Source organism: Klenkia brasiliensis, from assembly GCF_900100695.1.
GTDB lineage: Bacteria > Actinomycetota > Actinomycetes > Mycobacteriales > Geodermatophilaceae > Klenkia > Klenkia brasiliensis.
In genome coordinates this window covers 14,973-29,024 of the sequence record NZ_FNCF01000003.1, presented here as the reverse complement: position 1 = coordinate 29,024, position 14,052 = coordinate 14,973, and the positions used below count along the sequence as shown (strand labels likewise).

The following is a 14,052-nucleotide window of genomic DNA, read 5'->3' as shown; positions in this document are numbered from 1 at the left end:
GGCCGCGGCTGCCCACCATGAGCGTCACCGCAGTCCACCACCGCTGGGAGCACCTGTGAACTCCGCTGTCGTCGTCGATGCCGTCCGCACCCCCTCCGGCAGGGGCAAGCCTGGGGGAGCGTTGTCCGAGGTCCACCCGGCCGACCTGCTCGCGCAGACACTGCAGGCCCTCCTGAAGCGGACTGGTATCGACCCGGCCACCGTCGACGACGTGATCGCCGGCTGTGTGTCGCAGGTCGGGGACCAGACCCTGAACATCGCCCGGACGGCGCTGCTCGCGGCCGGCATGCCGGAGTCCGTACCCGGCACGACCGTGGACAGGCAGTGCGGGTCCAGCCAGCAGGCCGCCCACTTCGCGGCCCAGGGCGTGATGGCCGGTGCCTACGACGTCGTGGTCGCCTGCGGGGTCGAGTCGATGAGTCGGGTGCCGATGGGTGCCAGCTCCCACGGCGGGCATCCCACCACCCCCCTGGAGCACAGGTGGCCCGAGGGTCTGGTCAACCAGGGGGTGTCGGCCGAGCTCATCGCCGACAAGTGGGGCCTCTCCCGTGAGGTCTTGGACGAGTACTCGGCGCGGTCGCACCGGCTCGCCGCCGAGGCTGCGGCGTCGGGGGCGTTGACCGACCAGATCGTCCCGGTGACCCTGTCCGACGGTTCGGTGCACTCAACCGACCAGACCGTCCGGCCCACGACGACCACCGAGACGCTCGGTGCTCTGCGCCCCTCCTTCAACACCGAGGAGATGGCCCGTCGGTTCCCGCAGATCGAATGGCGGATCACCCCGGGCAACTCCTCGCCCCTCACCGACGGCGCGTCCGCCGTCCTCATCATGAGCGAGGAACGGGCGTCGGCACTGGGTCTGCGTCCCCGGGCGCGCTTCACGAACTTCGCCGTTGCCGGAAGCGACCCGCTCTTCATGTTGACCGGGGTCATCCCGGCGACCCACAAGTTGCTCGAGCGGTCGGGGCTGTCCATCGATGACATCGACGCCTATGAGGTCAACGAAGCCTTCGCCCCCGTGCCGCTCGCCTGGGCAGCTGAGTTCGGCGCCGACCCCGATCGGCTCAACCCCGCCGGGGGTGCGATTGCCCTCGGGCACGCTCTGGGTGCCTCGGGTACCCGGTTGCTGACGAGCCTGGTCAACCACCTCGAGGCCACCGGCGGGCGGTACGGGCTGCAGACGATGTGCGAAGGCGGCGGCATGGCCAACGCGACCCTCATCGAGCGGCTGTGAGCGGCCAGCAGGCGGGGAACGTCCGCTTCGACTTCACCGGGCAGACGGTCCTGGTCACCGGTGGGGCTCAGGGCATCGGGCGGGGGATCGCTGCCCTGTTCCACGAGGCAGGCGCGCACGTCGCGGTGCTGGACCGGGACGCCGCCCAGTTGGCCTCGTCCTGGTCCGATGCCGGGGACCGAGTGTCGACCCACGCCGTCGACGTCTCGGACGCCGAGGCTGTCGCCGCTGTCGTCGACGAGGTCGTGCGCTGGTCGGGGTCGGTGGACGTCGCGGTGAACAACGCCGGGATCACCCGAGACACGGTCGTATGGAAGATGACGCCGGCCGACTGGCAGGCGGTGCTGGACGTGCACCTGGGTGGGACGTTCGCCGTCACCAGAGCCGTCGTCCCCCACATGCGGGGGGCGGGTCGTGGGCGGGTCGTGAACGTGACCAGCTACACGGGGATGCACGGCAACGTGGGGCAGGCCAACTACGCCGCAGCCAAGGGCGGGATCATCGCCTTCACGAAGACCGTGGCCAAGGAGGTTGCGCGTTTCGGCATCACGGTCAACGCCATCTCGCCCAACGCCGCGACCGCCATGGTCGCTGCGGTGCCTGCTGACAAGCTCGCGGCCATGACGGCGTCGGTCCCGTTGGGCCGGTTCGCCGAGCCCGAGGAGATGGCGGCTGCCGTCGCGTTCCTGGCCAGTGCGGAGGCCGGCTACATCACCGGTGTGGTGCTGCCCGTCGACGGTGGGATCGCGATGTGAGGCGTGCGGCCGGTCCGGCCGCGCGGGCAACGACCGGGCCGACGTCGAGCGGGCCTGGCTACCGTGCGGGCGTGAGCACACCGGAGGTCTCCCTACCGCGTCGCGAACGACTGGAGCACGACGACCGGCGCGACCGCATCATCGCCGCTGCTCAGCAGGCCTTCGCCCGCAGTCCTTACGAGTCGGTGTCCATCCGGGAACTTGCCGAGGCCGCCGGCACCACACGCACCAACCTGCACTACTACTTCCGCACCAAGCGCGATCTGTACGTCGAGGTGGTGACCCGGTTCGCCCACCTCCCGCTCCGGCTGGGACCGGTCGAGAACGGGAGCACGGGCGTCGCGGAGGTCCTGAGCCGGTGGCTCGACCTGGTGGAGGAGAACGCAGAGACCTTCCGGGCGCTCCTGGCGAGTCAGTTGCACCCGGGTGACCCGGAGGTCGGTGGCGTCCTGACCGACAGCCTGGTCGCGTGGGAGGACCGGCTGCTCGGGCTGGTCGAGCTCGATCCCGACGATCCTTCGGCCCGAGCCGCCATCCGCTCCTACCAGGCCATGGTGTCGGGGTCGTGCGACCAGTGGCTGAACCGGCGCGCGCTCACCAAGCCGCAGGTCCACGCGCTTCTGTGCAGCTGTCTGCTCGCGGTCGGCTCGGCCGTGCGGGCAACATCGCCCTGACCGGCTGCGGGCGTGGGCACCAAGGTGCCCACGCCCGCAGGCTCACGCCGGCGTCGGGGCGGGGTTGAAGGTGCTGAGCACGAGATGCCCGGCATCGACCGGCAGAGCCACACCCGTGACCCGTGAGGCGTCGTCGGAGGCCAACCACACCACCGCGCCGCTGATCTCCCCGGGCTGGATGAGCCCTCCGATGGCGTGCCAGTGCCGGGCGTTCTGTTCGTGCTCGGCCCGGGTCGACCCGGGCTTCCCGCCGGTCATGTCGTAGCAGCCCTGCCAGTTGGTCATGCCGGTGTCGACGAAGCCCGGGCAGATGGCGTTGACCCGAATGCCAAACGGAGCGAACTCCAGGGCCGCCGAGCGCATCAGCCCGAGAACTCCGTGCTTGGCTGCGGTGTAGTGCGCCGAGCCTGCCTGCCCTTCGATGCCGTTGACCGAGGACGTCAGCACGATCGAGCCGCGCTTGCGGTCCACCATGTGGGGACCCACGGCCTTGAGTGCCTGCCACACCGCCGTGAGGTTCGTGTCGATGGTGTCCTGCCACTCGTCCTCGGTCAGGTCCCACAACGCACCACGGGTCCAGATGCCATGGTTGACCACCAGGACATCGATCGACCCCAGCTCCGCGATGACCGTCTGGACGGCGGCCCGTACGGCGGTCCCGTCGCGCATGTCCACCTGGTGGGCCGACACCCGGCGGTCCAATGCCTCGACGTCGCGGACGGTGGCTGCGAGGTCGTCCGGCCTCGACATGTCGTAGGGAACGGTGCCGATCTGCTCGCAGATGTCCAGGATCGCGATGTCGGCACCTTCGGCAGCCAGGGCCAAGGCGTGCGCCCGCCCCTGTCCTCGTGCTCCTCCGGTGATCAGTGCGACCCGGCCGCTCAGCTTTCCCACGTCTGCCTCCAACACAGCACCGGGACGGTCCCGGCTCTGTCCGGCCGACGCTAGGAGTGATGTAGTTCACGGCTGTGTCGCATCGTGGGACGGGCCCGGTGCTGGTCAGCGATCCGTTGCGTCTCAGACAACACAGGCGGCCTGACGCCGCTGATGGTTCGGCAGACCGCCGGTGGGCGCATCGGACGCGCGGACTCGGCGACGGGCTCGGTGACCGAGTACTCGAACGACGCCTGCGTCGGTACCGATCGACATCGCCAGTCAGCGGCCATCCGATCCGCAGTTCGGGGCTTGCACCCCAGGTGCCTCCCTAGTACTTCTCCGAGCTCGGAGCCGACCAGATGGGGGTGCTGACCCCCTGATCGAGCAGGGGTGGCGGTGCGAGCCGCCATCCTCTTGACACCCTGTCAGTAGAACGCGATGCTGCTGCCAGGGCCTGCGAACAGGTCCGGACCGACGGCGTGGTCGGCGGATGGAGGACCTGGGATGCTCATGGACCAGACCGTTGCCGAGCGGGCCCGCGAGGACTTCCTGGGGGGACGGGTCGACGGGGGCGCGCTCTCCGCTGTCCGTCCGGTCATCCTCGCCAGCTGGCGCAGATCATTGATGCACGGACTGTCCCCAGAGCGGGCCCTCCCGCGGCTCGCGACCGGTGCGGATCCCGACGGGCAGCTCTCCCGTGCGGCCCGGCCCGTCCTCGAACGGAGGAGGGCCACCCTCGCCGAACTGCGGGCGGGCATCACCCTCACCGACCAGGAGGGACGATTGCTGGGCCGCTGGGTAGAGGATCGGCGCTTCGCTCGCCGTCTGGATGCCCGGCACGTCATCCCGGGCAGCTGCATCGCCGAGGTCGCCGTCGGCACCAACAGCAGTGGCGTGGCCGTTGAGACCGGGGCCCCCACGATCGTGATGGGGTACGAGCACTTCTCCACTGGCGCGTTGTCCATGACCAGCGTCGGCGCACCCATCCGGCATCCGGTCACCCGCCGCCTGCTCGGGAGCGTCAACCTGACCTGTGGCGTCGACGACACCCACGCCCTGCTCCTGCCATGGGTGCGTGAACTTGCGGCCGACATCGAGCAGGCCCTGCTGGGACAGGTCTCGAGGCGGGAGCGGCTGCTCCTCGAGGCCTACGTCAGCTCGGCCGCGGACGCGCGGCATCCGGTGATCTGCCTGGACGAGACCACGGTCATCACGAACGCGGCTGCATCCCGCCTGCTGGACGCCAGTGACCAGTCGGTCATCTGGGAGCTCGCTGCGCACTGCATCGCCGGTGACGGGCGGGTCGGCGGCAAGCACGCCCTGACCCTCGCCAACGGCCAGTCCGTCCAGGTGGAGGTCACCACCGTCGAGGACGGCCCCCGCACGCTGGGTGCCCTCGTCCGCCTGACCCCCACCGACACGGCGACCCGCACGCGGGTCACCCGGCCGACGAACGAGCCGGCAGAGAAGGACGGTTTGGCGCAACTGGCCGGACGTGGCCCAGCGTGGGCAGCGTGGTGCCGGAGGCTTCGCGCAGCGGTCAGCGCCGAGGTCGGTGCACCCGTTCTGCTGACCGGTGAGCCCGGGACCGGCAAGGCGACAGTTGCTCGGGCGCTCCTGCAACGGGAGGACGCCCCGTTCCGGGAGCTGGACGCCGCGGATCACCGGGACGACTGGGTGCGGGCACTGGCCGACGTCTTCGCGGCCGCGCCGTTGGGGCGTGTCCTCCTACGGAGGTTGGACCTGCTCGACGGCCAGGCAGCCGCGGCGACCACCCGGATGGTTGCAAGGCACCCGGGTGCGCATGTCATTGGCACGGCCACCGGCGGTGCGCACGACCTCGACGGGCTCCCGAGCACCCTGGTCGACTGGCCCGGCCCAGTGCTCGTCGCGCCCCCGTTACGGGACCGGCTCGAAGACCTGCCGGACCTGCTGCGCGCCCTCTCGACCCACCTGACCGGGCGGTCGCCGCGGTGGTCGTCGGAGGTCGTGCAGACCCTGCGCCGCCAGCCCTGGCCGGGGAACCTGCACTCCCTGGTCGCCGTCGTCCGGGCGACGTTGGAGGGGCACACCAGCCCCGATGTCGGTACTCATCATCTGCCCAGCGGGGTCAGCGCCCGAGGGTCCAGGCGCACCCTGACCGGTCTCGAGCAGATCGAGGCGCACGCTTTGACGTCGGCTCTGCACGCTGCCGGAGGGAACAAGCGCGAGGCCGCCGATGCACTCGGAATCGCACGGTCGACGCTGTACCGCAAGGTGCGGGCACTGGGTCTGGACCTCAGCGCTGCCACGTTCTGAGACCGCGCGGGCTGCAGCATTGTGGGACACCCGGTCTGGTGATCGACGTCCTAGCGTCGATTAGGGAGTCCGACTACCCCGGAGGAGGGTGACCATGCGGTCCCACGTCGTACCTACCTGCCGGTGACTGGCGACACCGGTCGGGTCACCTACGACGTCGACGGTTCGGTCGCCGTCATCACCCTGGACCGGCCCGCCGCGCACAACGCGCTGACCGTGTCCATGATCGGCGAGCTGTTCGACGCCGCCGATGCCGCTCGGGCCGACGACGGCGTCCTCGCTGTGGTGCTGTCCGGTGCCGGCGGGCGGGCCTTCTGCGCTGGCGGGGACCTGGCAGAGCTGATCCCGCGTCTGTCCGCCGGTGAGCTGGGGATCTTGGTGCCCGACCCGACCAAGCGCTTCTTCAGCGACCTGTTCACCCCGGTGATCGCCGCCGTCGACGGGATTTGCGTGGCCGGCGGCCTGGAGATCTTGCTGGGCACGGATCTCCGGGTCGCGTCCGAGAACGCGGTCTTCGGCCTCCCCGAGGTGCGGTGGGGGCTGGTCCCGGGAGGCGGTAGCCATGTCCGTCTACCTCAGCAGGTGCCGTGGGCGATGGCGATGCAGCTGTTGCTGACCGGTGACCACATCGACGCCCGGCGCGCCTACGAGGTCGGGCTGGTCAACGAGGTCGTCCCGTCGCCACAGGTGCTGCCCCGTGCGATGGAGCTCGCCCGCGGGATCGCCCGGAACGGGCCGCTGGCCGTCCGGTCGGCGAAGGAGATCGCCGTCCGCGCCCTGGCCAACGAGAACGCCTTTACTCTGGAGGACGCGGTCAACCGGCGCGTCATCGCCTCGCCCGACGCCACGGAGGGACCGCTCGCCTTCACCGAACGCCGCGCGCCCCGGTTCGGCCGATCCCAGGAGACTCCATGACCATCGGCATCAGCCCCACCGTCCACCCGGACAGCGCCGAGCTGGTGCGGTCGGTCTTCGACGCCGTCGACGGGGTCGCCGCCGCCTGCCCCCGCACCTTGTACGTCCAGCGCGCCAGGGACAAGCAGCACGCCCCCGAGCTCTGGGATGCCATCGTGGCCGCCGACCTCCTCGCCATCGGGGTGCCCGAGTCGATGGGGGGCGCCGGGGGCGGCCTCACCGGGTGCGTGGCGGTGATGGAGTCGCTGTCCCGCGCCGGCATCCCTCCGCTGCAGTACTCGTTGACGACCTTCTCCCGGGAAGCCGTCCTCCGGTACGGCACCGCCGACCAGATCCGGGACCACGTGCTGACCACGATGACCGGAGAGCGGCGGTTCTGCCTGGGCGTCACCGAGCCCGAGGCTGGTACGAACTCCTTCGCCGCCCGCACCACGGCGGTGCGCACGGCCTCGGGTGGATACCGCATCAACGGCCAGAAGGTCTACATCTCGGCCGCCGACGAGTCCGACCACATCCTGCTGCTGGCCCGCACGGCCGGGCCGGGCGAGGAGGTCGGACGTCGGCGGGGCTTCGGGCTGTTCGCGGTGGACCTGTCCACGCCAGGCATCGAGCTCCGTCGGCTGGACATCGAGTGGCACGCCCCCGAGTACCAGTTCGAGGTCTTCCTGGACGACGTCGACGTGCCTCCCAATGCATTGATCGGGGTGGAGGGGCAGGGGTTCGACCACCTGCTGAGCGTCTTGAACCAGGAGCGGGTGGTGATCGCGGCCTGGGCGCTCGGGCTGGGGGAGTACGCCTTGCAGAAGGCCGTCGAGTACGCCCGGACACGAGCTCCCTTTGGCCAGCCGATCGGTTCCCACCAGGCGGTGCAGCACCCGCTGGCGCTCGCCAAGGCCGAGATGGAGGCAGCTCGGCAGGTCATGTACTCGGCCGCGGCCGCCTACGACTCCGGCCAGGACGCGGGCGCCCAGGCCAACATGGCCAAGCTGCTCGCCGCGCGCGCGGCTCTCAGTGCCTGCGAGGCCGCCATCCAGGTTCACGGTGGCTCGGCTTTCGTCTTCGAGACCGACGTCGTCACGCTCTGGCCGATGATCCGAATCCTCCAGATCGCCCCCATCAACAACGAGAGCGTCCTGAACTACATCGGCGAGCGGGTGCTCGGGCTCCCACGTAGCTGAGCCGGCCTGCTGTCCCGATGTGGGACACCCGGACCGGAGGCGTGGGGCAGACCCTGTGAGGGGGACCGTCGGGTCCCTCGACCGAGAGGAGCTTCCCCGTGGCGCACGCTTCACCCGTGGTCGTCATCGCGATCCTCACGCCCGCTCCGGGGCGTGAGGACGAGGTGCAGGCGGCGCTCATCGCCGCCGTCGCAGCCACCCACGAGCAGGATGCGGGTTGCGAGCTCTACGCCGCCCATCGGGTGACCCGTGGGCGACCGGGCTTCGTCGTCGTCGAGAAGTGGGTCGACGCGCCAGCTCTGAGCGCACACGGCACGGGGCCGGCGTTCACCGCACTCGCAGCAGCGCTGGACGGCCTGCTGGCGGAACCGCTCGACGCCACACTGTTGGAGCCGCTGCCTGCGGGTTCTGCTGAGCAGGGTCAGCTGTGAGCAACCGCGCGGCAGCGGCCGGGCGGGCTCTGGGCGCCGGCGCAGCCGTGGTGCTGGAGGACCCGGACGGCGACGGGTACCTCGTGGCCCGGGCCGAGCACATCGACCCCCACCTCGTCTCCTTCGCGATCCGGTACAGCTCGGGGTTCGTCTGCGTGGCGCTGACCGGGGAGGACTGCGAGCGCCTCGACCTGCCGGCCGTGGCTCGCGACGAGGACCGGGGCGCGCCGGACTTCCGGGTGACGGTGGACCGGACGGCGGAGGGGACCGGCATTTCGGCCGCCGACCGGGCCCGGACGATCGCCGCGCTGGCCGACGCTGACGCGGTGGCCGGGGACTTCACCCGCCCCGGCCACGTGGTCCCGGTGCGCGCGGTCCCGGGTGGGGTGCTGGCCCGGGCGGGTGCTGCGGAGGCCGCGGTCGATCTCGTCGGGCTGGGCGGCGGCCGACCAGCGGCTCTCCTCTGCGCTGTGGTGTCACCGTCGGAGCCCACCCGGATGGCCACCGGGGCCGAGCTGGCGTCCTTCGCCGTCGAGCACGGTCTCGTGCACGTCACCATCCCGGACCTCATGGAGCACCTGCTGCGCGAGGGCCCGGTGGTGAGGCGGGTGCGGGACGAGCGGTTGCCCACCGACCACGGGGTGTTCCGGGTGGTGTCCTACCGGTCGCCCACCGGAGGGGACGAGCAGGTGGCCTTCGTGCTCGGCGAGCCGCACCTCTCGGCCCGGGGACCGGTCGAGGTGCACGTGCACACCCCGTGTGCCGTGCACGACGTGGGTGCCCGTCGGACGTGCCCGTGTGCACGCGTTCTCGACGATGCCCTGGCATCGGTCCGCAGGCGGGGTGGGGGAGTCGTCGTCTCCGGACGGCCGGGTGGTCTGCTCACCGCCTGGGGCATGGGGGAGTGGTCACGGCCGGCGCCGAGCACTGCGGACGTGGTCGTTGCCGTGCTGGCCGACCTCGGGATCGCCCGCGTCGAGCTGGCCAGCGCCGAGCCCGGAGTGCGCATCGCGCTGGATGCCGCAGGGTGCCTGCCTACTCCCCACCCGCAGCCCACCGGCCTGGTCGGCTGAGCTCCGGGGGAGGAGGCCAGCCCGTGAACACCGCGACGCTGCTGAACCAGGTCGCTCGGCGCGTTCCGCACCGGATAGCCGTCCGGCATGGTTCGACCGAGCTCACGCACGACGAGCTCGACGTCGCCGCCGCCCGGTTCGCCGGGGGACTGCAGGCGGAAGGCATCCAGGCCGGGGACCGCGTCGGCATCCTGATGCACAACCAGGTCGAGTGGCTCGTCGCGCTGCTGGGCATCTGGCGCGTCGGCGCAGTGGCCGTCCCGTACAACTATCTGTTCCACCCTGAGGCGTTGCGCCACACGACGCTCGACGCCGGCGTCCGGCTGGTGGTCTGCCCCGTCCTGGACGCGACCAGGCTCGAGGACGCCATGGGTCCCGACCTCCCCACCCCGACGGTGGTCGCAGTAGGGGTCACCGGGTCGACCGGGCACGGCGTGCGGTCCTGGCGGGAGGTCCTCGACCGGTCGTCACCGGTGCAGCGACCCGTTCCGCGCCTGGACCACGACGACGCGGTGCTCATGTACACCAGCGGATCGACAGGCAGACCCAAGGGGGTACGGCAGACCCACCGCAACACGGCTGCGGCAGCCGAGGCCGCCGTCGATGCGTGGTCCCTCACGGAGGACGACCACGCCCTGGTGTGCACGCCTCTGTTCCAGGTCGGCGGGCTCCAGCTGATCACGCTGCCCACGCTGCTCGCCGGCGGGGCCGTCACCCTGCGCCGGTGGGCGGTGGGTGACTACCTCGACGACGCCCGGGACCTGCGACCCACCTTCACCGCGCTGGTCCCCGCGATGCTGGCCGACATACTGGCCCACCTGCGGGGCCGCCCGTTCCCACTGCCGGCGCTGCGGGTGTGCGCCATCGGCGGCTCCGCCCTCCCGCAGCAGCGTCTTCGTCAACTCACCGAGCTGACCGGTGTCGTACCGGTCAACATCTACGGTCAGACCGAGCAGAGCGGGGTATCGGTCACCGAGCCGTTGGACGAACACCGTCGAGAAGGGTCCCTGGGCCGGCCGCTCCATCAGGTCGTCCAGACCCGGGTCGTGGTGCCTGATTCCGAGCCCGCGCTGACGGCCGCGCACGGCCAGGTCGGGGAGCTCTGGGTGCGTGGGGACACGGTCACCCCCGGCTACTGGCAGCTGGAGGCCGCCAACAGGGAGAAGTTCGTCGACGGCTGGTTCCGCACCAGCGACCTTGTCAGCACCGCAGAGGACGGCTTCCTCTACTACGTCGACCGCACCGACGACATGATCATCAGCGGTGGGGAGAACGTGTTCCCCCAGATGGTCGAGGGCTTTCTGGTGGTTTGTCCCCTGGTGGCTGAGGTCGCCGTGATCGGGACACCGCACGACCGGTTGTCCAGCCAGGTGACGGCCATCGTCGTGCCGGTGCACCCCGCGACGACGGCCGAGGACATCGCCGCCTGGTGTGCCGACGACCCGAACCTTCGCGGCCTCCAGCGTCCTCGCCGAATCGAGGTGGTCGACAGCATCCCGCGGACGGCCACCAACAAGGTCGACCGGCCCTGGCTGAAGCGGCTCTACAGCACGGCGGACTGACGGGGACGACCCGGTGCTCAGACACGGTCAGACCGCGGTGTAACCCCCGTCGGCCAGGTAGAACGCGCCGGTCACGAACGACGAAGCCGGCGATGCCAGGAAGCACACGACGGCAGCGATCTCCTCGGCGGTCGCCAGCCGCCCCACCGGGTGGGCCGCTGCCGTCCGCTCGCGCAGTGCAGCGTCCTGGTGCCCCAGCAAGGGGGTGTCGACGAAACCCGGACCGACGGCGTTCACCCGGATGCCGTCGGCTGCGTACTCCAACGCCGCGGTCCGTGTCAGGCCCACGACCGCGTGCTTGGCTGCCACGTAGGCGGCCCCGCCGATCGTCCCCACTGCACCCATCACCGAGGCGACGTTGACGATCGACCCACCCGAGGGCGCCCGCAGCATCAGCGGCAACTCGGCGCGGAGGCAGTGGAAGACCCCGTCGAGGTTCACCGCGGTCACGGTGTGCCAGTCATCATCGGACATGTCCGCGATGCGCTTCTTCGACGGGACACCGACACCCGCGTTGTTGACGGCGATGTCCAGCCGACCGAACCGGTCTCGGACATGGGCCACCATCGAGCCAACCGAGTCCGGTTGCGAGACGTCGACCTGGACCGCGACACCGTCGACCGTTGCGGCAGTGGCCCTGGCCGCATCGAGGCGCAGATCGGCCACCACGACCCGGACGCCGGCGCGGGCGAGCTGCCCCGCGCACGCGGCGCCGATCCCCGATGCGCCCCCGGTGACCAGCCCGACCCGACCCTCGCGCTCCGTGCCTGTCATGGGTGGACCTTCCCCCGCGACTGCCAACTGCGTCGTCCGAGTTCGCGACGGCCCGACGCTGTCCGCCTTTGGGACAACAACGGCGCGACGGCCGATGCCAGCGTGGGACGCACGTCACACCGGTCCCGCAACAGAGGGACCACGCCGTCCGCCCGCGGACACCGGGTCAACCGGTGCCGACGACAGAAGGGGGCCCCGTGAAGGTCCACATGACCAACCTGATCCAGAACTACGGCAACGCCGATTCCGACTACGACGTCTACCGGGACCAGATCGCCCTGTCCCTGCGAGCAGACTCCGACGGGTACGAGAGCATCGGGTGCGTCGAGCACCACTTCGACCCGGGGTACTCGATGTGTCCGGACAACACGCAGTTCCTGTCCTACCTCGCCGGCCGGACGACGCGGGCCAAGATGCACACGACCGCGGTGATCATCCCGTGGAACGACCCGATGCGCGTCGTGGAGAAGATCGCGCTGTTGGACAACCTGTCCGACGGACGGGCCATGTTCGGCATGGGGCGCGGCCTCGCCCGCCGGGAGTTCGAGGGCTTCGGGATCGAGATGGGTGAATCGCGCGAGCGCTTCGACGAGGCCGCGGAGATGATCATCCGTGGCCTGGAGGACGGATTCGTCGAGGGCGTCGGGAAGTACTACCCCCAGGCGAAGGTGCCGGTGCACCCCGCGCCACTGGGCACCTTCAAGGGACGGACGACCTGTGTGGCGATGAGCCCGGACTCCGCCGTCGCCGCCGGCAAGCTCGGGGTGCAGATGATGGCCTTCATCCAGGGCCCCATGGAGGCCATGCACATGCCGATGATCGAGCAGTACCGAACGGCCTACCGCGATACCCACGGCGCTGACGCCCCACCTCCGCTGATGATCGACCTGACCTACTGCCACGCGGACTCCGACGCCGCCCGGGCTGCCGCCTTCGAGCACGTCGCGAACTACTACATGACCTGCGTGGAGCACTACGAGTTCGGCGGTCGGCACTTCGAGAGCACCTCGGGCTACGCCTCCTACGCCGCAGCCAAGCAGGCCATCGACGAGTACGGCCTGGAGGCCGTCGTCGACATCTACGTCAACGCGCAGATCTGGGGGACACCGGCCGAGCAGATCGCCAAGCACGAGGAGCGTCGGGCCATCGTCGGTGAGTACGAGCCCATCTCCGTCTTCCAGTACGGCGGTCTCAAGGGCGAGAAGGCGGCTGCGAGCTACGAGCTGTTCACCGCCGAGGTCCTGCCCGCACTGCAGTCCATGTGACCGACGAACCAACACCCGACAGGAGCACTTCCATGGCAAGTCCCGAACTCGGTCGCGCGCGCGACCTGCTGAGCCACCTGGTGTCCGAGCCCGAGGCCACGATGGAGGACTACCGTCGTCTCTACGACGAGGTGCTGGCGAACTTCGAGCTCCCTGCCGACGCCGACGTGCAGCAGGTCGACGCCGACGGTGTGCCGGCGATCTGGGTGTCCGCGCCCGGCGCCGCCCCCGACAAGGTGGTGGTTCTGGTGCACGGCGGCGGCTGGTGCATGGGCAACGCCCACGGGTACCGAGAGTTCGGGTACCGGATCTCGCGGGCAGCCGACGCGCGCGTCCTGGTGGTCGACTACCGGCTGGCGCCGGAGCACCCGTTCCCCGCGCCGCTGGACGACGTCGTGGCCGCCTACCGGTGGGCCACCACCCAGGACGGCGTCCGTCAGGTCGCCCTCGTCGGCGACTCCGCCGGCGGCGGGTTGGTGACGGGTGCCCTGGTGCAGCTGCGTGACGGGGGTGGGCAGCCTCCCGTGGCCGCTGTCCTCTGCTCGCCGCTGGTCGACCTGGCCGGGGAGGGCGAGTCGCTGGTGACGCGCGCCGAGCGCGACCCGCTACCCGCTGCCGCCCTGGTCGGCGCGATGGGCGGTGCCTACCTGGGCGGCCTGGAGCCCAAGGCCACCCCACTGGCGTCTCCCTTGTATGCGGACCTGTCCGGGCTGCCGCCGATGCGGGTGCTGGTCGGCACTGACGAGGGTCTGCACGACGACGCCGTCCGGCTCGTGGACGCCGTACGCGCTGCGGGCGGTCAGGCCGAACTCGAGGTCGGGGAGGAGATGGTCCACATCTGGCCGATCTTCTCCTTCCTGCCCGAGGCGCAGGAGTCCACCGACAGGTTCGGTGAGTTCCTGCGCAAGCAGTTCGCCGGCGCATGACGGTCGGTGCCCGGTCGTCCCCGCAGGGGCGGCCGGGCACTGACCTGGCGCGACGGGCTTCTTGACGACGTGTCAGTAAGCGCACATGATG

13 protein-coding genes are annotated in these 14,052 nt (G+C 70.7%); 11 read left to right on the top strand and 2 right to left on the bottom strand.

What is annotated here, in order from left to right; genetic code table 11:
- The first annotated feature begins 55 nt into the window (after positions 1-55).
- The 3 genes from BLT39_RS08795 (at position 56) to BLT39_RS08785 (ending at position 2,663) form a co-directional block, all read left to right on the top strand.
- Positions 56-1,234, top strand: coding sequence for a thiolase family protein (locus tag BLT39_RS08795; protein WP_091061937.1), 1,179 nt, complete (start codon positions 56-58; stop codon positions 1,232-1,234).
- Positions 1,231-1,989 carry an SDR family oxidoreductase gene (locus BLT39_RS08790; RefSeq protein WP_091061935.1) on the top strand — a complete coding sequence of 253 codons (759 nt, stop codon included), beginning with the start codon at positions 1,231-1,233 and terminating at the stop codon, positions 1,987-1,989. The genes BLT39_RS08795 and BLT39_RS08790 overlap by 4 nt, the downstream gene beginning before the upstream one ends.
- Before the next feature lie 71 nt (positions 1,990-2,060).
- Positions 2,061-2,663, top strand: a complete 603-nt coding sequence (locus BLT39_RS08785) for a TetR/AcrR family transcriptional regulator (protein WP_207507785.1) — start codon at positions 2,061-2,063, stop codon at positions 2,661-2,663.
- Positions 2,664-2,705: 42 nt separating this feature from the next.
- On the opposite strand, the gene BLT39_RS08780 is transcribed toward BLT39_RS08785, so the two are convergent.
- Entirely contained in the window at positions 2,706-3,557 is an 852-nt protein-coding gene (locus BLT39_RS08780) for a mycofactocin-coupled SDR family oxidoreductase (protein WP_091062897.1), read from the bottom strand.
- A gap of 486 nt (positions 3,558-4,043) precedes the next feature.
- Between BLT39_RS08780 and BLT39_RS08775 the strand changes: the two genes are divergently transcribed.
- The 6 genes from BLT39_RS08775 (at position 4,044) to BLT39_RS08750 (ending at position 10,996) form a co-directional block, all read left to right on the top strand.
- Positions 4,044-5,837 carry a sigma-54-dependent Fis family transcriptional regulator gene (locus BLT39_RS08775; RefSeq protein WP_165640210.1) on the top strand — a complete coding sequence of 598 codons (1,794 nt, stop codon included), beginning with the start codon at positions 4,044-4,046 and terminating at the stop codon, positions 5,835-5,837.
- A 123-nt stretch (positions 5,838-5,960) separates the two neighbouring features.
- On the top strand, positions 5,961-6,752 hold the full coding sequence (locus BLT39_RS08770; protein WP_091061931.1) for an enoyl-CoA hydratase/isomerase family protein: 792 nt from the start codon (positions 5,961-5,963) through the stop codon (positions 6,750-6,752).
- Positions 6,749-7,930, top strand: a complete 1,182-nt coding sequence (locus BLT39_RS08765; RefSeq protein WP_091061929.1) for an acyl-CoA dehydrogenase family protein — start codon at positions 6,749-6,751, stop codon at positions 7,928-7,930. Before BLT39_RS08770 ends, BLT39_RS08765 begins: the two co-directional genes overlap by 4 nt.
- A gap of 116 nt (positions 7,931-8,046) precedes the next feature.
- Complete coding sequence (locus BLT39_RS08760) at positions 8,047-8,361, top strand: putative quinol monooxygenase (protein WP_207507783.1); 315 nt, start codon at positions 8,047-8,049, stop codon at positions 8,359-8,361.
- Positions 8,358-9,434: a 3,4-dihydroxy-2-butanone-4-phosphate synthase gene (locus BLT39_RS08755; RefSeq protein ID WP_091061926.1), complete on the top strand. Its 1,077-nt coding sequence runs from the start codon at positions 8,358-8,360 to the stop codon at positions 9,432-9,434. Before BLT39_RS08760 ends, BLT39_RS08755 begins: the two co-directional genes overlap by 4 nt.
- A 23-nt stretch (positions 9,435-9,457) precedes the next feature.
- Positions 9,458-10,996, top strand: a complete 1,539-nt coding sequence (locus tag BLT39_RS08750) for a class I adenylate-forming enzyme family protein (protein ID WP_091061924.1) — start codon at positions 9,458-9,460, stop codon at positions 10,994-10,996.
- A gap of 27 nt (positions 10,997-11,023) precedes the next feature.
- On the opposite strand, the gene BLT39_RS08745 is transcribed toward BLT39_RS08750, so the two are convergent.
- A complete protein-coding gene (locus tag BLT39_RS08745) occupies positions 11,024-11,770 on the bottom strand; it encodes an SDR family NAD(P)-dependent oxidoreductase (protein ID WP_091061922.1) in 747 nt (248 codons plus the stop codon).
- A 209-nt stretch (positions 11,771-11,979) separates the two neighbouring features.
- On the opposite strand from BLT39_RS08745, the gene BLT39_RS08740 reads away from it, so the two are divergent.
- Together BLT39_RS08740 and BLT39_RS08735 are read left to right on the top strand one after the other, a co-directional pair.
- On the top strand, positions 11,980-13,035 hold the full coding sequence (locus BLT39_RS08740; RefSeq protein ID WP_131801438.1) for an LLM class flavin-dependent oxidoreductase: 1,056 nt from the start codon (positions 11,980-11,982) through the stop codon (positions 13,033-13,035).
- Positions 13,036-13,067: 32 nt separating this feature from the next.
- Positions 13,068-13,961, top strand: coding sequence for an alpha/beta hydrolase (locus BLT39_RS08735; RefSeq protein ID WP_091061919.1), 894 nt, complete (start codon positions 13,068-13,070; stop codon positions 13,959-13,961).
- Positions 13,962-14,052: the final 91 nt, after the last annotated feature.